This window comes from Candidatus Bathyarchaeota archaeon (assembly GCA_030739585.1).
Lineage (GTDB): Archaea > Thermoproteota > Bathyarchaeia > TCS64 > TCS64.
The window spans coordinates 236,828-259,216 of record JASLYX010000001.1 but is presented as its reverse complement, the minus strand read 5'-3'; the positions used below and the strand labels follow the sequence as shown (position 1 = coordinate 259,216).

At 50.9% G+C, this 22,389-nt stretch carries 23 protein-coding genes; 17 read left to right on the top strand and 6 right to left on the bottom strand.

From position 1 onward, the window contains the following. Nucleotides 1–23: 23 nt before the first annotated feature. The 5 genes from QGG23_01325 (at nucleotide 24) to QGG23_01305 (ending at nucleotide 3,554) form a co-directional block, all read left to right on the top strand. Complete coding sequence (locus QGG23_01325; GenBank protein ID MDP6048079.1) at nucleotides 24–800, top strand: ArsA-related P-loop ATPase; 777 nt, start codon at nucleotides 24–26, stop codon at nucleotides 798–800. Nucleotide 801: 1 nt separating this feature from the next. Further along, complete coding sequence (locus QGG23_01320; GenBank protein MDP6048078.1) at nucleotides 802–1,608, top strand: AAA family ATPase; 807 nt, start codon at nucleotides 802–804, stop codon at nucleotides 1,606–1,608. A gap of 57 nt (nucleotides 1,609–1,665) precedes the next feature. After that, nucleotides 1,666–2,511 carry a coenzyme F420-0:L-glutamate ligase gene (locus QGG23_01315; protein MDP6048077.1) on the top strand — a complete coding sequence of 282 codons (846 nt, stop codon included), beginning with the start codon at nucleotides 1,666–1,668 and terminating at the stop codon, nucleotides 2,509–2,511. 106 nt (nucleotides 2,512–2,617) lie between these two features. Further along, nucleotides 2,618–2,911, top strand: a complete 294-nt coding sequence (locus QGG23_01310; protein MDP6048076.1) for a hypothetical protein — start codon at nucleotides 2,618–2,620, stop codon at nucleotides 2,909–2,911. A gap of 94 nt (nucleotides 2,912–3,005) precedes the next feature. Continuing rightward, nucleotides 3,006–3,554 carry an HDIG domain-containing protein gene (locus tag QGG23_01305; protein MDP6048075.1) on the top strand — a complete coding sequence of 183 codons (549 nt, stop codon included), beginning with the start codon at nucleotides 3,006–3,008 and terminating at the stop codon, nucleotides 3,552–3,554. 492 nt (nucleotides 3,555–4,046) lie between these two features. Here QGG23_01305 and QGG23_01300 read toward each other — a convergent pair whose 3' ends face one another. Then, nucleotides 4,047–4,514 carry a hypothetical protein gene (locus QGG23_01300; protein ID MDP6048074.1) on the bottom strand — a complete coding sequence of 156 codons (468 nt, stop codon included), beginning with the start codon at nucleotides 4,512–4,514 and terminating at the stop codon, nucleotides 4,047–4,049. 72 nt (nucleotides 4,515–4,586) lie between these two features. Between QGG23_01300 and QGG23_01295 the strand changes: the two genes are divergently transcribed. Together QGG23_01295 and QGG23_01290 are read left to right on the top strand one after the other, a co-directional pair. Continuing rightward, nucleotides 4,587–6,035, top strand: coding sequence for an RtcB family protein (locus QGG23_01295; GenBank protein ID MDP6048073.1), 1,449 nt, complete (start codon nucleotides 4,587–4,589; stop codon nucleotides 6,033–6,035). Between the two features lie 60 nt (nucleotides 6,036–6,095). Beyond that, nucleotides 6,096–6,794: a CTP-dependent riboflavin kinase gene (locus QGG23_01290; GenBank protein ID MDP6048072.1), complete on the top strand. Its 699-nt coding sequence runs from the start codon at nucleotides 6,096–6,098 to the stop codon at nucleotides 6,792–6,794. A gap of 59 nt (nucleotides 6,795–6,853) precedes the next feature. Here the strand turns inward: QGG23_01290 and QGG23_01285 are convergent, their stop codons facing one another. Further along, nucleotides 6,854–8,083 carry a lactate racemase domain-containing protein gene (locus QGG23_01285; GenBank protein MDP6048071.1) on the bottom strand — a complete coding sequence of 410 codons (1,230 nt, stop codon included), beginning with the start codon at nucleotides 8,081–8,083 and terminating at the stop codon, nucleotides 6,854–6,856. Between the two features lie 107 nt (nucleotides 8,084–8,190). Between QGG23_01285 and guaA the strand changes: the two genes are divergently transcribed. The 3 genes from guaA to QGG23_01270 all read left to right on the top strand — a co-directional run bounded on the left by guaA (nucleotide 8,191) and on the right by QGG23_01270 (nucleotide 10,526). Continuing rightward, the gene (gene guaA / locus QGG23_01280) at nucleotides 8,191–9,753 is read left to right on the top strand and encodes a glutamine-hydrolyzing GMP synthase (protein ID MDP6048070.1); all 1,563 of its coding nucleotides are present in this window, start codon (nucleotides 8,191–8,193) and stop codon (nucleotides 9,751–9,753) included. Continuing rightward, nucleotides 9,750–10,178, top strand: coding sequence for an archease (locus QGG23_01275; GenBank protein MDP6048069.1), 429 nt, complete (start codon nucleotides 9,750–9,752; stop codon nucleotides 10,176–10,178). The genes guaA and QGG23_01275 overlap by 4 nt, the downstream gene beginning before the upstream one ends. Before the next feature lie 144 nt (nucleotides 10,179–10,322). Further along, nucleotides 10,323–10,526 carry a hypothetical protein gene (locus tag QGG23_01270; GenBank protein MDP6048068.1) on the top strand — a complete coding sequence of 68 codons (204 nt, stop codon included), beginning with the start codon at nucleotides 10,323–10,325 and terminating at the stop codon, nucleotides 10,524–10,526. Between the two features lie 241 nt (nucleotides 10,527–10,767). Here QGG23_01270 and QGG23_01265 read toward each other — a convergent pair whose 3' ends face one another. Next, on the bottom strand, nucleotides 10,768–12,042 hold the full coding sequence (locus tag QGG23_01265; GenBank protein ID MDP6048067.1) for an alanine--glyoxylate aminotransferase family protein: 1,275 nt from the start codon (nucleotides 12,040–12,042) through the stop codon (nucleotides 10,768–10,770). Here QGG23_01265 and QGG23_01260 point away from each other — a divergent pair. From QGG23_01260 to QGG23_01245, 4 genes are all read left to right on the top strand, one after another. Beyond that, nucleotides 12,041–13,300 (top strand): lactate racemase domain-containing protein, encoded by a 1,260-nt coding sequence (locus QGG23_01260; protein MDP6048066.1) that lies wholly within the window; start codon nucleotides 12,041–12,043, stop codon nucleotides 13,298–13,300. The two genes, QGG23_01265 and QGG23_01260, sit on opposite strands and share 2 nt — an antisense overlap. Before the next feature lie 130 nt (nucleotides 13,301–13,430). Beyond that, complete coding sequence (locus tag QGG23_01255) at nucleotides 13,431–13,739, top strand: UxaA family hydrolase (protein MDP6048065.1); 309 nt, start codon at nucleotides 13,431–13,433, stop codon at nucleotides 13,737–13,739. Continuing rightward, nucleotides 13,736–14,911 carry a UxaA family hydrolase gene (locus QGG23_01250; GenBank protein ID MDP6048064.1) on the top strand — a complete coding sequence of 392 codons (1,176 nt, stop codon included), beginning with the start codon at nucleotides 13,736–13,738 and terminating at the stop codon, nucleotides 14,909–14,911. The genes QGG23_01255 and QGG23_01250 overlap by 4 nt, the downstream gene beginning before the upstream one ends. A 46-nt stretch (nucleotides 14,912–14,957) precedes the next feature. Next, complete coding sequence (locus tag QGG23_01245) at nucleotides 14,958–15,788, top strand: competence/damage-inducible protein A (protein ID MDP6048063.1); 831 nt, start codon at nucleotides 14,958–14,960, stop codon at nucleotides 15,786–15,788. 45 nt (nucleotides 15,789–15,833) lie between these two features. On the opposite strand, the gene glyS is transcribed toward QGG23_01245, so the two are convergent. Continuing rightward, complete coding sequence (glyS, locus tag QGG23_01240; protein MDP6048062.1) at nucleotides 15,834–17,351, bottom strand: glycine--tRNA ligase; 1,518 nt, start codon at nucleotides 17,349–17,351, stop codon at nucleotides 15,834–15,836. A gap of 367 nt (nucleotides 17,352–17,718) precedes the next feature. On the opposite strand from glyS, the gene QGG23_01235 reads away from it, so the two are divergent. Further along, a complete protein-coding gene (locus tag QGG23_01235; protein MDP6048061.1) occupies nucleotides 17,719–17,850 on the top strand; it encodes a hypothetical protein in 132 nt (43 codons plus the stop codon). 67 nt (nucleotides 17,851–17,917) lie between these two features. Continuing rightward, on the top strand, nucleotides 17,918–19,036 hold the full coding sequence (locus tag QGG23_01230) for a PQQ-dependent sugar dehydrogenase (GenBank protein MDP6048060.1): 1,119 nt from the start codon (nucleotides 17,918–17,920) through the stop codon (nucleotides 19,034–19,036). A 132-nt stretch (nucleotides 19,037–19,168) separates the two neighbouring features. Here the strand turns inward: QGG23_01230 and QGG23_01225 are convergent, their stop codons facing one another. Both QGG23_01225 and QGG23_01220 read right to left on the bottom strand, forming a co-directional pair. After that, complete coding sequence (locus QGG23_01225) at nucleotides 19,169–20,026, bottom strand: DUF362 domain-containing protein (GenBank protein ID MDP6048059.1); 858 nt, start codon at nucleotides 20,024–20,026, stop codon at nucleotides 19,169–19,171. Between the two features lie 277 nt (nucleotides 20,027–20,303). Beyond that, on the bottom strand, nucleotides 20,304–20,561 hold the full coding sequence (locus tag QGG23_01220; GenBank protein MDP6048058.1) for a phosphohydrolase: 258 nt from the start codon (nucleotides 20,559–20,561) through the stop codon (nucleotides 20,304–20,306). A 187-nt stretch (nucleotides 20,562–20,748) separates the two neighbouring features. Between QGG23_01220 and QGG23_01215 the strand changes: the two genes are divergently transcribed. Next, entirely contained in the window at nucleotides 20,749–21,987 is a 1,239-nt protein-coding gene (locus tag QGG23_01215; protein MDP6048057.1) for an MFS transporter, read from the top strand. Nucleotides 21,988–22,389: the final 402 nt, after the last annotated feature.

The window sequence follows — 22,389 nt, the reverse complement described above, 5'->3', positions numbered from 1 at the left end:
TCGATGATTTATAGAGTTTCCTGATGGCAACGAAACTGGTTATTTCGGTATCTGGCAAGGGCGGAACGGGTAAAACTACAGTCACTGCCCTCCTGCTAAAATGGCTCATCCAGAATTCGGAAAAGATTTCCCTCGTAGTAGATGCTGATCCCGCCACAAACCTCCCTGATGTCCTGGGAATTAAGATTCAACGGACAGTAGGACAGTCCTCGAGAGAGTTGAAAGACAATATCGAGAATGGCACGCTCTCGCCGATGCTTTCTAAAAAAGACATTATTGAGGCTAATGTCTTTCAGACCCTCGTCGAGGAGGACAGTTTCGACCTTCTCGCGATGGGGCGATCAGAGGGAGAAGGATGCTACTGCTTTGTCAATAATATGCTCACTAGAATCTTGGACACTCTAATGATGAACTATGAGGTGGCCTTCCTTGACATGGAAGCTGGTCTAGAACATCTTAGCAGAAGGACCGACAGAGACGTCGACTCCATGATTGTTGTTACAGATCCCTCAAAAATGGGCCTAGAGACCGCTAGAAGGATCAAGGAGATTGTAGATGAGGTTCATATCGATGTAAAGCACATTTATCTTGTAGGCAATAGATTCACTTCGGACTTGGAGGACCTCTTAATGAAGAGCGCAAATGATATTGGACTCGAGTACGGAGGTTTAATCCCGGTAGACAATAATGTGTCCACTTACAATTTAACTGGCAAGCCCTTGTTAGGCATCCCTGACGATTCACCTGCTTACAAAGCAATTGAAAAACTCGCTAAAAAGATAGGCTTAACCAGTAAATAGGATGAATGATTTGAAGATCGCAGTCGCTGGGAAAGGAGGAGTAGGTAAGACCTTCATCTCTGGGACTCTTGCTAGATTGTTAGCTAGGGAAGGCTACAACGTCTTAGCTGTCGATGCAGACCCAAACGTTAACACTGCCTCCTCGCTGGGTGTACCCTCAGAAATCGCTGAAAAAATCATTCCGCTCTCGGAGAACAAGAGACTCATCGAGGAAAAAACAGGAGTCCCCCCAAATAAATTCAGCACCAAGGTCTTTCGGCTAACCCCAAATGTTAGTGATATCGTCGAAAAATTCGGGGTCATAGGTCCCGATGGCGTTCAACTGCTTGTGATGGGAACAGTGAATGATGGAGGTGCCGGCTGTATGTGTCCCTCAAACGCCCTTTTGAGAGTCCTTGTTCAACACCTGCTAATCCAGAGGAAAGATATCTTAGTCATGGACATGGTGGCTGGACTTGAGCACCTTGGCCGGGGTACAGCGAGGAGGATGGACACGATGCTCGCAGTTATAGAGCCTAGGATGAAGTCTGTAGAGACCGTGAAGAGAGTCATCAAACTTGCTAAAGAGATTGAAGTCCGAGAGGTCCTCGCCGTCGGGAACAAGATCCGCTCCGAAAGAGAACGTCTCTTCATAGAAGAGAAGATGAGAGCCATCGGCGTAGAAATAGCGGCGTATGTTCCTTACGATGAAGCAGTTGTCGAGGCTGACATGGAGGGTATAGCGCCTATTGACCGTGATGATAGCTCACCTGCTATCTCGGCCTTGTTTAAACTCAAAGAATGCCTAAAAACCCGATATTCCTTTTAAGAATCCTCAATTCGTTTATCAATAAAAACTGATAAAGTGGAAGAAAGAAATAGTCGAGTGCACCAAGTGAAGATCACAGCGATAAGGATCAAGACCAAGTACTGGCTACCCGGTACAAACTATGTTAACGAGATTGTCGAATCGGTTAAAAATATTCTTCAAGACGGTGATATTGTCACTATTTCAGAGAAGGCTATCTCTACAGCCATGGGTAACCTTATCGATGAATCTCAGATCGAACCTGGGAGACTTGCTAAACTTCTGACATCATTCTGGATGAGGCGGTTATGGGGGGGTCCTTTCGGGAAACTCGCTAAACTGAGAGATCATACCATCGAAAGGTTGAAAAAATATCCTATCAGTGAGGGAGCTGCACACAAACAGGTGGCCCTCGATCATGTAGGACTCATTCATGCTCTAAGACATTATTCAGAGGGTGGGATCGACGCGAGCAATCTACCCTATTCCTACGTCTGCCTCCCACTTAAGGATCCAAAACGAATCGCGGACTCCATCCAAATTGCTTTAGATGATGTTAGGAACCATCTATCCGTAATTATCGTCGACGGAGATACTACATTCTCTAGAAGAAATCTTCACATAGGTCCACGGAATGTCCCAATCTCCGGGATCCTCTACATAGGAGGTTTCTTGACCTTTCTAATAGGGCGGAAACTCAACTTCACTGCAAGGTCCACGCCTTTGGTTGAAACAGGAGTCTTTCGAAATCCTGATTTAGTTCTAACGCTGGCAAATGTCTCCCATAGGGTTAGAGGACATGGAGCAGGAAGAACCGTTTGGGATATGGCAAAGAGATTCGGGGTCGGATTGACAGAGGTCACATGGGATATGCTAAGACTCGTTGATCATTATCCAATTGCTATTCTCAGAGTTGAAGATTAATTATCCGAGGTTCAGAACTATTAACATGAAAATGAGTCTGTAAACAAAAAAAATAGAGAAAATCCCAAATACCAATGAATTGATTCTATGAAGTTGAGCGTTTAAGATGGAGCCTGCCTTAAGAGGGAGCGTCGAAAAGATCATCGACATAAACATCGATGAGGAGAGCCTGAGGAAAAAGTATCAGATTCTGAGGCTATACAAGAAACAAGGGGTGATCACCTCAGTAGAAAGTGCCTTGTTTGGGGCGGTCTGGAATAACGTGATCACTGCTCTTGTCGATGTTAAGACAAGGGCTAGGCAGGAGATCAGCGAGAGTGAGATGGAAGAATTCAGAATGATTTTTGCATCAAGGGCACTTGAGATTCGGTCCCGGATCAGTGAGATATCAAACTTCTAATTTCTCAGCCTTTAGCTAAAAATCTCACGCAGCTCGTTATGAATAAAAACCAGAGACCTAAGGCTTAAACGAGGATGGCTCCGAATTCTCAAATATGATCTCACGAGAAGAGTCTCTGAGGCTAGTTAAGAATCATGTTAAGAATAGGAATCTCGTGAATCATATGATTGCAGTCTCTGCAATCATGAAAAGTATGGCAAATCATTTTGGCAAGGACCCAACTCTTTGGGAGGCTGTAGGGATGCTCCATGACGTTGACTACGAAAGGACCAGCAATGACTTCCTCAGACATGGACTCCTATCTGCTTCGATAGTGGAAAATTTCCTGCCCGAAATAGGACTAAAGGCCATCAGGGCCCATAACCCTATGACAGGGGTTAAAGCGGAGAGTAGGATGGAGATCAGTCTCTTTGCAGCTGATGCCATCTCTGGCATGATAGTTGCTGGTGCCCTTGTAAGGCCTACTAGACTCGAGGGCATGAAACCAAAGAGCCTGAGGAGGCGAATGAAAGACAAGTCTTTCGCGCGTAAGGTGAATAGAGAAAATATCATTAGGTGCGAAGAGATAGGGCTGGACCTTAATACGTTCCTCGCATTGAGTATCGAGGCGATGCAGTCGGTTAGTGACGAGATAGGGCTGTGAATTGTTTGTTGTCGGGGAGGAGATCATTAAGCTGGTATTCAAAACCATTGCGTTTAACACCATTCCCTTTCATAGCTCAAACGGACTGGGGCTAGGACGTTAGTCAGCATCACAATGGCTCTGAGAGAAGGACCATGGGAGTTACGAGGTTAGATAGATATGTTTACTCGAGTTTTGTGATTACAAAAGCGAATAATGAGACTCCAGTGCGCGAGGAAAAATACTACGACAGAAACTCAGACTGCTAAGTTAAGACTTTTCTTGAACAGTGTGGCGGTTGGCAAACGAGATAAAAAGATCTATCATTAGGTTTCTAATGAAAAAAGATGGATTTCCTATGCCTATTAGAGAATAATGAAATCGAGTATTATGGTCTTCTGACTTGGCCAGTGAGGGGTAAGGATTGGCTGATAACGCCCATTAAGATCAATTCTACCGCAGAGGACCATAGATGAAGAACTTATGCACGCGTTTAATGGTGATAGGTCTGAACTACCATGTCAAGAATGTGATCTCTTTCACTAGGAGGTCTGGGATCATCCGGCGTCCGTCCTTAACTAGCGCGATAAATCCGAGGCTCTCTAGGGTCTTGAGGTCGTTGTAGACATTTTTGACATCTCTCCCGATGCTCGACGCGAGCCCGTTTATGGAATCTGCATTGTGCCTTGACATTAGGTCTAGGAGTTCAAGCCTCTTCGGGGTGAGTTTTGAGAGGTCTTGGGGTCCAAGTTCTAGAATCTCTTCGGTGAGATAGTCGAATGCTTCGCCCTCTACGTAGGCCCCAAGAGCGTATTCCATGGCTATCCATTCCACGTAGATGTCGAAAGCCTCTGAATCAAAGGTTCTCTTTGCGAATTGGTTTGACAAGTCGTCGAGGCTCGATCCAAATTGTATTTCGTACTGTTCTATTTTGTCGATAACCTCTCTAAGGGGGATTCTCCTAACTATTCTGAGTTGCATCTCTCTAGAATTATTGGTATCCACACCAAAAAAGTCTTATTATCCTCTCGGAGAATATGGGGCTTGACCCTTATGGAGGTACCAATTAAGAAGATTAACGACCAGACATGGGAGGTCCCTGTGGAGTATAACCGGTATATGAAGGTGCCCGCTAGGATCTATGCGGATGAGTCTCTTCTGGACGGGATGAAACGAGATGAGACGTTATATCAGGGGATTAATATTACTCAGCTTCCGGGGATCCAAAAGTATGGTATCATTTTGCCTGATGGGCATCAGGGATATGGGTTCCCTATCGGGGGAGTGGCAGGTTTCAATCTGGACGAGGGGGTTATCACGCCAGGGGGTGTAGGGTATGATATTAACTGCGGCGTCAGGCTGATGAGAACGGATCTAACCTATGATGAGATTAAACCCGTTGCCCGGAAACTCATTGAGAGGATCTTTCAGTTGGTCCCCTGTGGAGTAGGTGTGGGAAGTGATGTCCGTCTCTCAGTCCGTGAACTTGCTAGAGCGGTCTCCGAGGGGGTAAACTGGGCGATTGGAAAGGGCTTTGGATGGGAGGGTGACTCGGTGCATCTGGAGGAGGGGGGCTGTATGGAGGAGGCCAATCCGGAAAAGGTCTCGCCTAGGGCCATGAAACGGGGCTCGACACAGTTAGGAACGTTGGGTGCCGGTAACCATTTCCTAGAAATTGCCCGAGTCAAAGATGTATTAGATGAAAAGGCGGCAAAGTCATTTGGCATCACGGAACGGGATCAGATCGTGGTCTGGGTTCATACGGGTTCTAGGGGTTTTGGACATCAAGTTGCGTCGGATTATATCCGAGTGATGGATCGGGCTGTGAGGAATCATGGACTCAAAATCCCGGTGCGGGAGCTAGGGTGCGCTCCACTGGGAAGTAGGGAGGCGGATGACTATTACGAAGCTATGAGTTGCGCGGTGAACTGGGCGTTCCTGAACAGGCATATCATCATGCATCGTGTAAGGCAAGCCTTCGAAGAGGTGATGGGACGATCTGCGGACAGTATGGGGATGGACTTGGTGTATGGGATGACACATAATACGGCAAAGAAGGAAGAGCACGTTGTGGATGGAAAACGTATGGATCTCATGGTGCACCGTAAGGGGGCCTCTCGGGCGTTCGGGCCTGGTAGGGACGATCTGCCTAGGGATTATAGGTCGGTAGGTCAACCAGTGCTCTTGGTAGGGACTATGGGGACTGCAAGTTACTTGTTGAAGGGTACGGAACGGGGTGAGGAGATCTCGTTCGCGAGTACTGCTCATGGTGCAGGGCGGGTGATGTCGAGGACGGGAGCCCGGAGACGATTCGACGCCCGGAGCATCGTCCAGGAGTTGAAGCGCAAGGGGATCGTTGTAAAAGCTGCGAGTGGGCGGATAGTAGAAGAAGAGAGCCCAGGAAGCTATAAGGACGTGCATAGAGTAGCAGATGTGAGTCACCGTTTGGGGATCGGGCGTAAGGTGATGATGTCCGTGCCTGTGGCTGTGGCGAAGGGATAGCCTACCCGTTTACGGGTAGGGTTTTTATCGTTCTACCCGTTTATTTGTCTGGTCGATTGTTTGTCGTTAAAGCCGTTTCTCTGGTTCACGCTATACAAACTATTTAGGCTAGGAGCTGGTGCTGGTAGAGTACAGGTCTCAACGGGGAAGCTTGCGGTGGTGATGGGGGTATCTCAACAGTCTTCTTCTCGGCGGTTGCGGTTGTTGGAGGAGCGGGGGTTGGTAGTGAGGCAGAGAGGTTTTGGGAGTAGTACGATCAGGATCACAGGGGATGGTCTGGGAAGACTTGAGGAGGTCTATTACGGGTTGAGAGAGGGACTTGAGGGAGGCGTAGGGGATATCGAGTTTGAGGGGGCGATCTTCAGTGGCATGTATCAGGGGGGCTACTATATCTCTCAGCCCGGTTATCGAGATCAGATCCGGGAGTTGTTAGGGTTTAATCCTTTCCCGGGGACCTTAAACGTGCGGTTAGTAGGGGATTACCGGGGGTCTAGGCTGGCGTTGGAGGGATGGCCTGTGGTGATTTTAAAGGGGTTCCAATCTGAGGATCGGGCTTTCGGGGGTGCCCAGTGTTATCCGTTGATGGTGAATGGGGTGGTGGATGGAGCGTTAATCGTGGCAGATCGGTCTAGGTACGACCTGTCGGTGATGGAGGTAATCGCTCCGATTGAGCTCCGGAAAAGGTTTGGGTTGGAGGACGGGGATCTGGTGAAACTCACCTTCCCTATGGTGGCGTCTACGCCAGCGACGGTGGAGTGACGTCTTTATCCTTATGATGAACCGCATAAAAAAGCCACACAAGTTTTGAGTTAGGCGAACTAGATTCTTTGTTTGGAGATCCTCTCCGAGATCTGCATCGCCGCCGTAGGATAGACGGCGATCTTGGCATCCCTACCGTTCCTGTCCATGAGATGCTCCAGGGCAATCCTCCAGTCATTTACCCAGACAGAGCCATTCCCGTAGTAGCACCCGTCCGACTTTTGGATCTCGGGGGCAACCACTAACACTCTATTCATCTTCCAGGGCTGTTTGATGTAGATGTCAGGTCTCCATCCCCTCCCCCCATATTCCGTCCCGAAACGCCCGTTATAATAGTTGACCCTACATCCTTCTGGGGTATAAAGGAGAAACACGAGGTCCCCCTTGTCCCGAACGGACTCCTCGGCGATCCTATAAGCCGTGTAACCCTCGTTGGCCATAGGGTAGCCGTTCCCTATCGCTACATCAGCCCCGTGCCAGAGCTGTGTAACATAATGCTTACGGGCCCGTTTTACCGCCTCTCTGTGGGCATTGACAACATCCCCGCAGACTAGATCCGAGACGTCGCACCGGGCGTTCAGGATGGCATTAACAACGAAGTCAACCCCAACCATTCTCGCGGTCTCCTCTGAATCTAGCCTCCTCATGTTCTCTTCAACGCTCCCAGATCCCGTCCCTTCCCTGATCCGGTGATTGTGGATGATGGATTCGATGCCAGCGATCCCCGGAAGGATCATTTCGGAGCCACCGCTAAAGCCGTAACCGAGATGTGGCAATAGGGCCCCAATAGTGACTTTGAGGTCGCATCCCATCACCTCTTTATTGATGTGAATTGGGCTCCCGTTACTGGTCTCCCCGAGCTCTACCAGATTATCATAAGGGTTATGGTTGAAAACCAAATACTTCTTCAGGATCTCCGCTCCCAGTTTTTTCTGGAAGTCGAAGAGCATCGGCCCCGATTGGGCCCCGCTCGCCATCATGAAGACGATGTGATCGTCTTCAATACCCCCCTCCCATAACTCACTAAGGACCGCGGGGAGCATCTGAAAGACCTTAGTGGGCCGGGTCATGCCATCGAAGACAATGGCACACCTTTTCTTACCGCGGGCGAGCTCGCTGAGGGGCGGAGTTCCAACGGGACGTCTCAACCTCTTGGCTAGATCACCTCCATTGAGAGACTTTTCGTTGTGGCCTTCCATCCTGATCTCCCTAACATCCCAAGACTCAGGAAACTCGAGCGCTACATCCTCCCAGCCGTACCACTCATAGGCGGGAACGAAAAGCCTCATATTATGAAATAGTCTAGCCTAGGATGGTTAAAGGGTTCACCTCCGTGTAAAGTATATTTAAACATGCAACGAAACCAATTAATGCGCCTTCGAAAGGGAGTAACCATATGGGGACCTCCAAGCTAGGGAAACCAGACGGCATCGCCATCTTGGACTTTGGCGGCCAGTATTGCCATCTTATTGCCCGCAGGGTCAGGGAGATGAACATCTACTCCGAGATCCTCCCATACGACGCCACCATTTCGGAGCTCAACAAGCTCCAGGACGTAATGAACCTCAAGGGAATCATCCTATCCGGGAGCCCTGCCAGCCTCAGTATTAAGGACTCGCCTAGACTGAGCGATGGAATCCTAGAGACTGGAGTCCCAGTCCTTGGCCTCTGCTATGGCCACCAGCTTATGGCCCACATGCATGATGGCGATGTTCGACGAGGAAAGCAGAGGGAGTACGGTATCACAGAGGCCACCATCGATTTTCCAATCGGAATCCTAAATGGACTGGACCCGGTAGAAAAGGTCTGGATGAGCCACGGTGACACCGTCTTCAGTCTCTCTGAGAATTTCCAGGTTCTCGCCCACACTCGGACCTCCCCTGTGGCGGCATTCATGCACAGGACGAAGCCCCTCCACGGCCTCCAGTGGCATCCCGAAGTAGTTCACACCAACAAGGGGAAACATATGCTCCGGAACTTTCTCCTTGACATCTGCCAGAGCGAACGGAACTGGAGGCCCGCCGACTTTATAGAGACGGCTGTCAAGGAGATCCAGGACACCATAGGAAATTCAAGTGCCATCATTGCCCTGAGTGGCGGAGTTGACTCCAGCGTTGCCGCTGCCCTTGCAGCCAAAGCCATAGGGGACAGGCTTGTCGCGGTCCATGTAGACCACGGCCTCATGAGAATGAACGAATCCGACGCCGTTGAGAAGACCTTCAACAAGATGGGGGTCGATCTCGTCGTGGCGAGGGTCCAGGAGCGCTTCCTAGAGAAACTTAAGGGAGTCTTAGACCCCGAGGAGAAGCGAAAGATCATTGGGGAGGAGTTCATCCGGGTCTTCGAGGCCGAGGCGATGCGCACCGGCGCAGAGTACCTAATCCAAGGCACTATCTACCCTGACCGGATAGAGTCAGGCTTTCGTAGCGGATCAGACACAATTAAAACCCACCACAACGTCGGTGGCATCCCTTCAGATATCAAGTTCAAAGGGATCATCGAACCCCTCCGAGACTTTTATAAGGATGAAGTCCGAGCCCTCGGAGCCCGCCTCAACATGCCTCCCTTCATAATCGAGCGGCCTCCCTTCCCGGGACCCGGCCTTGCCATAAGGATCATAGGGGAGGTTACTTTAGAGAAGGTTGAAGCCGTAAGACTGGCCGATGCAATAGTTTGTGAAGAAGTAGAGACCTCAAGCCTCAGGGATTCTGCCTGGCAGTATCTCGCCATCCTCACGAACACCAGAAGCACGGGGGTTAAGGGGGACGAAAGAGACTACGGCCTCACCTGCGCAGTCCGCATCGTGGAGAGCGTCGACGGGATGACCGCGAACTTCTCCAAGGCCCCCTGGAAAGTCCTAGAGCGAATATCTACCCGTATAACCAACTCTATCCCAGGGGTCACCCGGGTTGTTTATGACATCACTCATAAACCACCCGCTACAATAGAGTGGGAATGACACCAGGCTTTAGCTATGCCGAGGATGGTCCCACAGCTGATCTCACAGTTGATGCATGGGGAGGGACTCTGGACGACGTCTTCCAGCAGTCCGCAATCGCGCTGTTCAACGCGATCACCCCCATTGAGGGGATCAGCAGAAATGAGACTCGAGAATTCGAGGTAGAAGGACACGATCTTGAGGCCCTCCTCTTCAACTTCTTAGATGAGCTTCTATACCTTCAGGAGATAGACCTTATTGTATTCTCGGGTTTTGACTTGGAGATCGACCAGGAAAGATTTACCCTCAAGGCGGTCTGTCACGGTGAGTCCTTTGACCTGACTCGCCATACCCAAGGAATCGCAATAAAGGCAGTCACTTTTCACATGATGAAAATTGAGCAGACGGATGAAGGCTGGAACCTCAGGGTCGTCCTGGACACCTGAGTCTAGTACCTATAGGATTGGATCTGATTACAAGCATGTCTGAGGCCTTCGAGTTTACTATTTTAAGAAAATCCCTCCAGACATCACCTGACCCGGGCCCAGTTTGGTTGAGAGGAATCAATCGTTAGAAGTGGACGATAAGGATTGATTGATCCATCTAGGGGCTTCATGGATAGCATCCGCCAGGATGTAAGCGTCCCGGTTTCCCAGGATATCCACAGCGTGATACGCCTGTCTGAGTCCCTTAACATCTCCCTCTTAGACATGGAGCAGCGCGCGAGGCTTCAGCAGTTCCCTCATCCGAGAACGAGATTTGATTGGCAGCCAGGCGATTTAGACCAAATATAATACATCACACAGCTCGCTGCCTCCCCTATGGTCATGGCGAACGTCGGGGTAACCATCCCAGTATCCAGGACTAGGAAAGCCATTTTCCAACGAGGACGTAAAACTCTTATAGGATATCTTGGAGCAGGTGGGATTGGCTCATGGTTGTTTTGTTAGGTCCAAGATTGGGAAAAATCAAGGCCAAGACCTGGAGGACTTTGTATTGGCTTATCTAGAAAAGTTGTAAAGGAAAAGTGAGGCGTCAAGCCTCGGTTTTGTGCGAAGTGAGAATCTTTTCAGCTGTACCCAGACCAGATCCGGGCTCCATATCATAGCCAAGTTTCATGAGGCTCATTTCGAGGGCTGATAAGGTCGCGATGATATCATTATTCGTTACGTTGCCCATATGGCCTACCCTTACCGTCTTACCCCCGAGCTTCCCTAGACCTCCTGCGATGATCACCCCGTACTTGGTCCTCATCAATCCTCTCATGTCACCGTCGTCGATCCCAGCTGGGATCTTGGGCACTGAAAGGGTGTGGGCCTCCGAGTCCTTCGCAGGGAACTGCCCCAGACCCAAGGCTTCAATTCCAGCCTTGAAGGCATCGGAGATGATCTCATGGCGTCTCCACCGAGCCTCGATCCCCTCCTCATGGATGATCCTTAGGGCCTCTAACATCCCGAGTACGTTACCTGTGGCTGGTGTAGCAAAGTAGCCTCTTGGGTTCTCCATGACGGGCTTCCACCTAGCAAGGTTGCAGTAATAGTTGTCAATAGGAGTCTTTCGCCTGTCAATAGCCGTCCACGCGTTCTCATTGAGACAGAACATTGATGTTCCTGGGGGGGCGGCGATCGCTTTCTGGCTTCCAGTAAGGCAATAGTCGATGTTCCATTTATCCATCTTTAGAGGCATCCCCGCTACACCACAAACGCTATCCACGATATAGAGAGCATCCGTGTTTTTCGCGAGTTCCCCCACCTTATCAATCCGGTTTGCGATCCCTGTGGAAGTGTCCACGTGCTCCACGGTGAATGCCTTGTAAATGTTGGAGGATAATTTCTCCTCGATCCGCTTGAGATCGAGGGCCTCGCCCCACTCAAATCTGATCCTGTCCACGACGCCACCATGGGCCTCAACGATCTCCTCCCATTTCTCCCCAAAGAAGCCGTTTTCAATACAGAGGACTTTGTCCCCCCTCTCCACGAGATTGGCAATTGCGGCCTCCATCCCTAGGGTTCCACTGCCAGAAAGCATGAAAGGCGTACCATCCGTGCCGAAGAGCTCTTTTTGTAGCCTTAGGGCCTCAACGTAGCCTTCCACGAATTCGCCACTGACGTGGCTGAGGATGGGCTTTGCTAGGGTTCTAAGAACCCGTGGGGAGACCATAGTTGGTCCCGGAATCATCAAAAGTTCACGCTCGTTTCCCAAATAGTCCACCACCCCCATCATCCCCCTCAGGCTGATAACGTTTTCCAAGGCCCAGATAAGGTTAAAGTAGGGTGAAACTCCTGTGAATGATAATAGGGGTTCTACCATGAAAAGAATAGAGGTAACCCTCCCGAGCCTTGAATGGCATGGGGATAAGTCGCTGACACTGACATTCCCGGCTAAATGGGAGATCAAAAGGTGCAGAATGGCATGTGAAGGTCATCCTGGCATGTCGCAAGAAGAGATCCGAGCTGCAATTCATAACCCAGTTGAATCGCCTACACTTAAGCGCCTCGCCGATGGGGCACAAGAGGTGGTCATCATAATTGACGACATGACACGACCTACCAAGTCTTACCAGTACGCCGTTCCTATTCTGGAGATCCTCAACGAGGCAGAGATACCCAGGGACAACATCCGTTTCATTATCTCCCCGGGAACCCACGGAACATATGGACGCCTAGATTTCGTGAAAAAGCTCGGGGAGGAGATCGTGGACGAGTACCAGTGTTATAACCATAACCCTTACGAGATGCTTGACTACCTCGGGGAGACTAGCTACGGTACCCCTGTATATGTCAACAGCGAGGTAATGAGGTGTGACCTCAAGATCGGGATTGGCACCACCCTATTCCACAGGCTCATGGGACTCAGCGGAGGAGGAAAGATCATCAGCCCAGGGGTGGCCGGGATGGTAACGATCCGCCACAACCATGGCCCTCTCGGAGGCTTCGGTCCTGATCTCACACCTCACGAGACTACTGGCTACTTGAAAAATGAGGGGAACATTATGCGCCTCGACGCCGAGGAAACCGCGCGGATGGCAGGGCTTGACTTTAAGGTTGACACCGTTCTAAACTTAGAGAGGGATCCCCTCGAGGTCCACGCTGGGGACTTTGTGGCGACCCAGCGTAGGGCCGCGGCTGGCTCCATGAAATGGCATCGATGTGAATCCCCTGAGGCTGAGATCGTGGTGGTGAATAGTTATATGAGGGAGAATGAGCCTTTCCTCGGATTCTGGCCTGCATTAAACTCAGTGACTGAGGACGGCACAGTGGTTCTCATCGCCATGGACCCCGAAGGAGACATCAACCACTGGCTCTTCAACCATCATGGCAAATTCACCGGCTCCAGCCTCTGGAATGGGAAAGCAAGAGAAGTTGGAAAAGGGGCTAGGCTCATCATCCACGGTCCACGGTACAGGAGTCAGGAGATGAGGCTTGGGAACCCTGAAACCACCACGTGGATCAAGGAGTGGGACGATGTTATCGAGGAGCTTGAGAAATACCACGACCATGGGTCTAGGGTCGCAGTGCTCCCAGACGGAACCTCTGGAATCCCGGAGAAAGTGCTCGATTCCCTCTAACCTCCATCAGCCTTTAAACGAACCAGACAAACCGAAGGGCGTTCGAGATCGGTGTGTGACCCCCACTCGCGTACGCGGTGGTTTCTCGGTATATTTACTTACATCCATACAGACCATATGGGTGATTGGGATGGCGAAAGCGATCCAGATAGATAATAAAGATAATGTCGCTACAGTAGCCTCTGAGGTCTCAAAGGGAGAACATATTGAGGTTCTGTCCTCGGGGGGATCGATCCTAATACGTTCTGAGGCGTTGGACGATGTTGCCATTGGTCACAAGATAGCACTCAAAGATCTTTCTCGGGGGGAGGCCATCAGAAAATACGGGGAAGTCATCGGAATTGCATCAACCAGCATTGAAACAGGTGAATGGATCCACACCCATAACGTGGAGAGCATCATGGTTCCCACATCAAGGCTAAAAGAGGCAAAGGCATGACTGAGTTCTACGGCTATGGACGAGAGGACGGATCGGTGGGGATCAGAAACCATCTCTTGGTGCTGACTCCAATGGATTGTAGTATCGAGCCGGCTCGGAAGATCGCCGCTCAGGTAGAGGGGGCTATCGCTGTGACCCAGCATCACGGATGCGGAAGCGACTCAATGATAGAGAACGCTCTCATAGGCACTGGAAAGAACCCTAACGTTGCCGGAGTACTACTTGTCGGATTAGGTTGTGAATCCATAACATGTGAGAACATTGCAAAGGGCATCAAGTCAACCGGGAAGCCCATGGAAACCCTGATCATCCAGGAAGAGGGAGGCACAATAAAGACCACGGAGAAGGGTGTTCGGATCCTCCGTAGGATGTCTAAGGAAGTCGCGGAGCTTGAGAGGGAATCCTTCCCTTTGTCGGAGCTAACTCTTGCTGTAGAGTGCGGGGGCTCTGATGCCACATCTGGGCTTGCCGCGAACCCCGCCGTGGGTGTCGCTGCGGATGAGCTTATTGATAGAGGTGGGAAGGTAATGTTCGGAGAAACCCAAGAAATGATAGGGGCCCAACACATCCTAGCCCTCCGGGCCGTTAACAGCGAAGTTTCAAAGGATATCATGGATATGGTAGAGAGGCAGGAGGCCCGACTGCAGGCCATGGGCATTGATAGCAGGTACATGTCTAAGGGGAACCAGGATGGGGGGCTCAGCACCCTCGAAGAGAAGAGTCTGGGAGCTATCCGAAAGGGGGGCACCCGTCCCATTCAGGGGGTGCTTAGGAACGACCGGGAGGGATTGGGCTCGCCAGGGCGGTCTGGACTCTGGCTCCAAGACGGTCCCGGATGGGATGTGCCTTCAATAACACACATGGTAGCGGCGGGGGCACAGGTCGTTGTGTTCACAACTGGGAGGGGCTCCACGACGGGCCATGCAATCTCCCCGGTGTTGAAGGTGACTGGAAATCCCGAGACATACAGGAATCTCTCAGATAACATTGATGTGAATGCGGGGACAATTCTGGACGGGGGGGAGTCGCTAAACTCAGTGGGGAGAAGGATCTTCGAGGAGGTAGTTGAGATAGCCTCGGGGAGAATGACAAAGGCGGAAGCACTGGGGTTCCATGATTTCATCGTGTACAGGACAAACCAAGCGACGGAGGCTCTTCTAGGTCACTGCTGAGCCCCGAAGAAAGGCATAATATCAATGATTCCCGGTTGAGATATTCATGCGGGGAGAGGGATTCTGGGTGGAGGTGATCTCTACGGGAGATGAGATCCTGTTCGGGCGAATCGTTGATACGAATTCGGCCTGGATCGCGAGGAGGGCGGCGGAGCTAGGGGCTCCTCTGAGACGGGTGACCAGTGTGGGGGATGACTTAGGAGAGATCTCTGGAGTATTATTAGAGGCTCTGGAACGGAGGCCGGACCTCATTATATTTACGGGGGGGCTGGGGCCATCAAAGGACGATCTGACGATGGTGGCAATCGGGCTCGCCCTAGGACGTAAAGTGATTTTCGACCAACAGGCCGTAGAGCGGATCCGGAGGAGGTATAGGGAGAGAGGAATCCAAGTCACGACTAGAGTAGAGAGAATGGCTAGAATAGTGGATGGATCCAGGGCGCTGGAGAACGTGGTGGGGATGGCAACAGGGATAGAGATAGTAGAGGGAGATACCACAGTCATGGCTTTCCCGGGGGTCCCGGGGGAGATGAAGGCAATGTTCGACGCGTACGCGGCTCCCCTCATTGAGGGGGGGACCGCGTTACGGTTCGTGGCAAACACGGTCGTAGCCCGGGTAGTTTTTAAGGACTTTTTTCCAGTTTATCGAGGGATGCAGGCGGATTACCCTGATGTCTACATTAAGAATGCGGGAACGTCTCCGGAGGGCCCAGAAGAGCGCGCACGGGTGAAGGAGATCACTGTGGACGTTGTAGTGAAAGGGGAAAACCAAGATGAGTGCGAGGTGACCTTAGAGAATGTCCTAGCGGAATTCGACCGGCGCCTTGGGGAGGTTGGGGGCATCCTAATCCTAGATTCCGTGGGGAGGCGTTCGTGATGATGACAGGGATCCTTCGCCTATTGTAATACCAGCGGGGGAGGGTTAGTCTTTTTCTATCTTCTCGCCAAGGTCGTGGATCTCGAGGCGGCCGTCGAAATAGTCTCTAAGCCTGTTCAATAGTGCCTCGATAGGGGTGCGTACCTGAACCCAGGTGTCCCGGTCGCGGATGGTGATGGACTGGCGTGCCTCGGTGTCATAATCGATAGTAATGCTGAGGGGTGTGCCGATCTCGTCTGCCCGGGCGTAGCGTCGGCCAATGCTTCCGGATTCGTCGTAGGTCGCAGCGTATCCGCGGTCTCGGAGGGTCTGGTGGAGAACGCGGGCCTGTTTAGGCAGCCCATCCCGGGTTACGAGGGGGTTGACCTGGATTTTGGTAGGGGCAATGTTACGAGGTATCCGAAATATGTTGCGTTTGCCTCTGCGCTCGTAAGCATGCTCGAGGGTTGTATAAAATAGTCGGTCGAGGCCGAAGCTTGGCTCCACAACGTGTGGAACGTAACGGGTGCCGTCTAATCGGAGAATAGTGGGTTCCTGAACCCCGGCGTGGGCCTTAAGGTCGTAGTCCGTACGGTAGGCATGGCCGGCGACCTCAAGCCATCCCCACTCCAACTGGGCCTCATGGTCATAGGTCTGGGCGCTATAGTGGGCCCGCTCTTCTGGGAGGTGGGCCCTGAAACGCTGTTTCCCAGGTGGAACCCCTAGGCTGGTAATGAATCGTTGGCTAACGCCCATGTAATAGGCTTGCCAGGGTGTAAGGATCTGACCGTCTTCGAGGGCCTTGGCAATTGTGGTGTTGAAGGGCATTGTGTTGTTGTCCTCGAGCATCTTCTCTGTGATGATCTTGATGGGGGTGTCTGCGACCTCGTTAATGAATGGGCAGTCAGGCTTTTCTGGATCGAAGAATAGTTCGAGCTCAATTATAGTGAACTCCCGGATGCGGGTCATACCTCGACGAGGACTGATCTCATTACGGAGGACTTTACCTTTCTGGGCAATACCAAAAGGGGTCTTTTTCCGGGCGTGAAGGTATGCGCGCTTAAAGTTGGTAAACATGCCCTGGGCAGTCTCGGGGCGGGCGTAGCCTGTCTCTCCATTAACAGAGCCTATCCGTGTCTCAAACATAGTGAGAATGCGAGTGGGGTCGGCGAGCTGCCCCCCGCACCGGGGGCACTTGATCTTGTGCTCCCTGAGGAGATGGTTGATAGCCGGTCCACCCTGGGCCTCGACGTTCTCTAGGTCTGTTTTCTCCTCGATAAGATGGTCTGCCCTGTAGCTGCGACTGCACTTAGTGCATGTGGTGCTGTGCTCCTTAAAGTTCTCGATATGTCCCGAGGCCTCGAATACGCTGGACGGGTTGATAAGAGGGGCCTCGATCTCGAGGATATCCTGGCGACTAGTAAAGTAGGTGCGCCAACAGTCCTCGATATTCCGTTTGAGCTTAGTGCCGGGGTCGCCATAGGTGATGAAGCCGGCTTTTCCCCCGTAGATCTCAAAGCTGGGCCAATAGAGGCCGCGGCGTTTGGCAATGGCAGTAATAGTGTCGTGAATGGTCTGGGGCATGATGTTTTCGGTATTGGTTTGGGGTTGTACGGCTTATTAAGTCTGAGTGTGAAGCGGGTCGGCGCTTGATTCATGAGATGGTTTCCGGAGTTGCACCGTTTTTTCTGATATTTCGTGGTTATGGAACAACTTGTGTTTCTGACTGGAATCAGGGTGGGTCGGCGCGCTCGTATAGTTATAATTCACTCGTATCAGTGATTTCTATCAATGTTATGACAACTTAGCTTCAAGCCCACACATACACGTTTCGATATACAAAATCCATGGGGCGAGAAACTGTGATTACTTGTCGGTCAACTTTGACTTTAGCTGAAACTATGTGGAGAACGCCACCGGGGATGAAGCAGCAAATAGCTGAGGGAGAGCTATGGTGATAGCAATTGACGAGGCGTTCCAGCTAATGAGAGCCTTGAATCAACAAGTATCGACCCATCTCCTCTCGGTATCTACCAGACCGGGGTTGAAAACTGGTGCAAAGGTCTACTTTATGAACCTTTAAATCCCCTCTCAGAAAAACAATACTAGGGAGCACAGGATCAGGGAAATGCCGTTCCAGAGGAGGAAGCATGAAGCGCAGAATAATCATCGGGGCAGCCGCTATCATCGCGCTGGGGCTCGTCCTCACGAGAACACAAATCATCAACCCTAGGGACACCTCGGACGGCCTAGATATCATTGCTAGCGGACTCGAGACACCCTGGAGCCTCACCTTCAGCTCCGATGGCACACTCTATTTTACGGAGCGCCCCGGCAGGGTCAATGTCATTCAGGACGGCGAAATCCATACACTCCTAACCCTTGATGTAGCAGCTAGCGCCGGCCGCGAGGGGGGTCTCCTTGGCATAGAGTTAGACACCAACTTCCCTGAGAACCGGCATGTCTATGTCTACTACACATATAGGGACAAAGAGAGCAAAAGATGGAACCGTATATCCCGATATACGGATTCAGGGAATGCCCTTACTGACCCGACCATCATCCTAGACCACATTCCTGCGGGGGATTTCCACAACGGCGGAAGGATCAAATTCGGACCAGACGGCAAACTCTATGCCACCACAGGGGAAACTTTCAGTGGCGCCCTGGCCCAGGAATTAGATAGCCTTGGAGGTAAGATCCTGCGGATGAACTCCGATGGCACCGTCCCCCGAGACAACCCTTTCCCTGGCTCCCTAGTCTATAGCTACGGTAACCGGAATCCTCAGGGCCTAACATGGCATCCCGAGACAGGTAGCCTCTACTCCACAGAGCACGGTCCCAGTGGTGAAGGGCTCCGCTTCGCCCACGACGAGATAAACCTCATAGAGCCCGGGAACAACTACGGTTGGCCTTATGTCGTGGGAGACGGAGGCGACCCCCGATACATAGATCCCTTCTATCACACGGGTAAGGTCACGTGGGCCCCCTCTGGGGCCACCTTCTACCATGGCAGTCGATACCCCCAGTTGCAGAACAAGCTTCTCATAGCTACCCTCAGGGGAAATAGTATCAGGGTGGTCACCCTAACCCTCGACTATACCAGTGTCGAGTCTACCGCAGCCCTCTACGAGGGAGCCCTGGGCAGGATCAGAGACATCACCCAAGACCCCAACGGCTACATTTACTTTTGTACCAGCAACAGGGACGGGAGAGGAGTCCCTGGAGATGAAGATGACCTAATCGTGAGGATTGTTAGACTCCCCTGATATACCTATATTATTCTGAACTTACAAATTAGAAGTGCACCAGTGTTATCATAAAACAAGAAAGCCAAAGACACAAACCTCCTCAACTAATGAGCACGGATGAGGAAAAGTAAATTAGTAGCAGGCAAAGCATCACCCGAGCACTGCGTTGGCCTTCAATCCTTTAGCCTCCCTGAACTCCACCACGTGGGACCCAACGTCGCTTCCTACCACCACAGGGTCCAGACTCCCTAGCCCATGCCCAACCGCCTCCACTATGTGTCGGATTCTCCTGGGATCAAAACCCATCACCCGGGCCATCGTAGCATCCACCGAGGCAGGGTTTCTTCCTAGAATAATGCACCCCAGCTCCCGGGGGGTTCCTTTCACCACACCTTCTAGTCCCACCCTCCCATCAATGAGGGACAACCTACTCCTAAATATCAGATTTAGATCTAATATCACCTTGTGGATCTCAGGATGATAGATCCCCTTCCCTTTACTCGGGAGCAGTCCGAAGAGATTCTTAAGCGCCCCCGTCACAAAGGTGAGGCCATGGGTCTTGGCCAACGCTACAGAGATGAGCCCCCCTGCATCCATTAGGAGGCTAGGCATTTCAGGTCTCTTTAAATAGTAGCCATCGTAATCGGTCGGTACCAACGGTTCTTTGCTCAGGTTGTGGAGTGAGATGTCAATCCCCCGGTCACTCAGCTCATCTACGTAGGTCCTGTAGCCGAACCGTGTAAAGGCCTTATTCGCGAACTTTCCAACGCTGTTAGACTCAACTATTCTAAGTGATGCCTCTGGGTTATCCTCGAGGATTCGGTCCACCAGGGCCCCTATGACTCCCACCTCTACATTGGCATGTCCCGTAACATCCTTCCCAGAGCACATGTTTGGCTTCAGGATTAAAGGGAAACATAGATCCCCAAGGCCCCCTATGAGGTTGATGGCCTTCTCTAGAGCCTCCTTGAAATTATCCTTGCACCCTACCAGAGCGACTGTATCCATCACATAACCCATGGAAAAATAGGAACCGCGGGTATTATCCTTAATCACACGCGCGTAGCGCTTTTCGTCAGTGAGGGTGTAAATCAACGAGATCCTAGTTGAGAGAAAAGGCTTAGGGTCTGAGAGCCTCTAATTGCCTCAGCATTCTCCTCTAGAGTTAAATGTGCCTTACAAGTACAGCATTCAACGTGGATATATTATATGATAGTAGGGGGTTGAGCGCGCATAGAGAAACCATTTTCCATGGGATTCAGCTTTAATTCTTCGTGTGAGGAAGCTATTTTGGTATCTGAGCACGCTTCATCATGATTATGCCATTACACTTGTCTGCATATTCGCAGTACTCGAGGCAGGAAGGCGTCTTCTCTTTCTTCCCTCCCTCTGCACCGCAATCTAGGCACTCTCCTGTTTCCTCGTCGCTCCAGATCTCGACGCGGCCGCCACAGGAGACACAGACTTCATATGCAACGCTTGGCCTTACAAAATCCTCTATCCCTGGGCAGTAGTTCTCTTTCGGGGCCTGAATGAAAGTCATTTTATAACCGAAATTCTCCTGATACTCAGCGGGCTGGTGTATCCTTGCATATAGCCACTTTCATAGCTGTATATCTACTTTGGGTTACCCAGTGGGGACTTTAGTTCGCAGAAAGTCTCCCGGCAGCTATTTACAGTTATATACAGAGAGGAGGTATGCCTCCTAATACTTTCCGAGTGAACATTATTTGGCGTTCCTGAAACGACTCCGTGACTTTATGCAATCTCAGACCAGCAACTACAAAATCCTCCTCACTCGGAGCGTAGTAGCCACCTTTCTTCGGCAGATGGTAGAAAACTTTACCAACATCTATATTGTAGAGCTCGGCGCTACGCCCATCCAGCTCAGCGTCGTCAGGGCGGTGGGGGCCGGAGCCAGCGCCATAGTGTCAATCCCGGCCGGGTGGCTATCCGATGTCTACAGCCTCAAGAGAATCATGATCCTCGGGATGTCCCTTCAACTCATCTCAATCATATGCTACGCCTTCGCTAAAAATTGGCAGTGGATCTTTACGGCAATAATCTTTGGCACTCTCACTATGACCCTAGTCTTCAGAATACAGAATATAATTATCGCTAATAGCCTCACCGACCACAACAGGGCCACGGGATTCGCTATCAGAACTATGTTAAGACAGGTCCTTGCCATCTTTGCCCCTACCATTGGGGGGGCCCTCGTCTACCTATCCGGGGGTATATCCATTGATGGAATCCGTCCTCTCTATTTCATCCAGCTCGTCGGCTTCGCGGTCATATCTTTCTACGTAGCCCGCAATCTAAAAGACACTAGGCCTATGGGGAAGGCCCAAACAAACAAAATGATAGGTCAATTCAGAGAGATGTTGGAAGCAGGGGAGAACCTAGGACGTTTCGCCCTAGTCCAGGCTCTGGGCTCCATCACCATGGGGATGAGCAGGCCCTTCATCTTTGTTTACGTTGCAGAGATCAAGGGGGCCAACTCCCTCACCATTGGTTATATGGGGACCTCATTCATCATCGTCTCGATGCTCCTCGCCATTCCTATCGGAAACCTGGCCGATACCAGAGGAAGGAAGTTCATAATCTTCATCACCCGTCCCTTCTACTACCTCAGCACTCTTCTCCTAATTTTCTCCCCAATAGATACCTCGTGGATGCTCCTTTTGGCCTGGGGTTGCAGGGGAATCATGATGAGCTCCAACGCCTTCAACATGATGAACATGGAGATGGTGCCTGCTGAGTACAGGGGACGGTGGACGGGGTTCGTCAGCCTCTTCCAGAACCTCCTAAGGATCCCCTCGATCCTCATTGGGGGCTACATCTATGAGAACTTTAATCCAGCCCTTGTCTTCATCATCCCCCTTATCGTGGATGTTCTTGTCAGGATGCCCCTCCTAAACTCTATCCCGGACACACTCAACTCCGAGCGGGAACACTTTGCAGAATGAGGAGCTATGACTGCGATACATTTAACTCCATTAAAGTTGTATACGCGTTTCCTACAGTGAGCACGCGCGCGCCTCATTGAGAGACTTGGTTTACCAATAATTCAGAGTAGTGTGTAATTAGGGATGGTTAGCAAACACTAACAATGATTCAAAACCAAATTTTTTCATGTTTTTTAAATTATGTCGGCTTGTTTGATAGGGTTAGTTTGAGAAGTATTCGTATTAACTTAGAAGGTAAAGTTCTCCATTTTTGATGGGCAGAAAGATCTATAGAATCAATAGGTTTAGGCGAGTTATCCTCCCGTTCAAGAGTTATTGAGGAATAGTTTTCATGGATAGAGCAGGACCCTTGTTTAGTAGAATAATCATAAATTTTGGAGAATTGATCACTGAGACAATCCG

Excerpts from the sequence above, each read along its gene's own strand:
- QGG23_01325 (MDP6048079.1), top strand. The coding sequence starts at position 24 with ATGGCAACGAAACTGGTTATTTCGGTATCTGGCAAGGGCGGAACGGGT.
- QGG23_01250 (MDP6048064.1), top strand. The coding sequence starts at position 13,736 with ATGACTGAGTTCTACGGCTATGGACGAGAGGACGGATCGGTGGGGATC.
- guaA (MDP6048070.1), top strand. The coding sequence starts at position 8,191 with ATGGGGACCTCCAAGCTAGGGAAACCAGACGGCATCGCCATCTTGGAC.
- QGG23_01305 (MDP6048075.1), top strand. The coding sequence starts at position 3,006 with ATGATCTCACGAGAAGAGTCTCTGAGGCTAGTTAAGAATCATGTTAAG.
- QGG23_01255 (MDP6048065.1), top strand. The coding sequence starts at position 13,431 with ATGGCGAAAGCGATCCAGATAGATAATAAAGATAATGTCGCTACAGTA.
- QGG23_01265 (MDP6048067.1), bottom strand. The coding sequence starts at position 12,042 with ATGGTAGAACCCCTATTATCATTCACAGGAGTTTCACCCTACTTTAAC.
- QGG23_01285 (MDP6048071.1), bottom strand. The coding sequence starts at position 8,083 with ATGAGGCTTTTCGTTCCCGCCTATGAGTGGTACGGCTGGGAGGATGTA.
- QGG23_01260 (MDP6048066.1), top strand. The coding sequence starts at position 12,041 with ATGAAAAGAATAGAGGTAACCCTCCCGAGCCTTGAATGGCATGGGGAT.
- QGG23_01220 (MDP6048058.1), bottom strand. The coding sequence starts at position 20,561 with ATGACTTTCATTCAGGCCCCGAAAGAGAACTACTGCCCAGGGATAGAG.
- QGG23_01310 (MDP6048076.1), top strand. The coding sequence starts at position 2,618 with ATGGAGCCTGCCTTAAGAGGGAGCGTCGAAAAGATCATCGACATAAAC.
- QGG23_01225 (MDP6048059.1), bottom strand. The coding sequence starts at position 20,026 with ATGGATACAGTCGCTCTGGTAGGGTGCAAGGATAATTTCAAGGAGGCT.
- QGG23_01245 (MDP6048063.1), top strand. The coding sequence starts at position 14,958 with ATGCGGGGAGAGGGATTCTGGGTGGAGGTGATCTCTACGGGAGATGAG.
- QGG23_01275 (MDP6048069.1), top strand. The coding sequence starts at position 9,750 with ATGACACCAGGCTTTAGCTATGCCGAGGATGGTCCCACAGCTGATCTC.
- QGG23_01230 (MDP6048060.1), top strand. The coding sequence starts at position 17,918 with ATGAAGCGCAGAATAATCATCGGGGCAGCCGCTATCATCGCGCTGGGG.
- QGG23_01235 (MDP6048061.1), top strand. The coding sequence starts at position 17,719 with ATGGTGATAGCAATTGACGAGGCGTTCCAGCTAATGAGAGCCTTGAAT.
- QGG23_01300 (MDP6048074.1), bottom strand. The coding sequence starts at position 4,514 with ATGCAACTCAGAATAGTTAGGAGAATCCCCCTTAGAGAGGTTATCGAC.
- glyS (MDP6048062.1), bottom strand. The coding sequence starts at position 17,351 with ATGCCCCAGACCATTCACGACACTATTACTGCCATTGCCAAACGCCGC.
- QGG23_01295 (MDP6048073.1), top strand. The coding sequence starts at position 4,587 with ATGGAGGTACCAATTAAGAAGATTAACGACCAGACATGGGAGGTCCCT.
- QGG23_01320 (MDP6048078.1), top strand. The coding sequence starts at position 802 with ATGAATGATTTGAAGATCGCAGTCGCTGGGAAAGGAGGAGTAGGTAAG.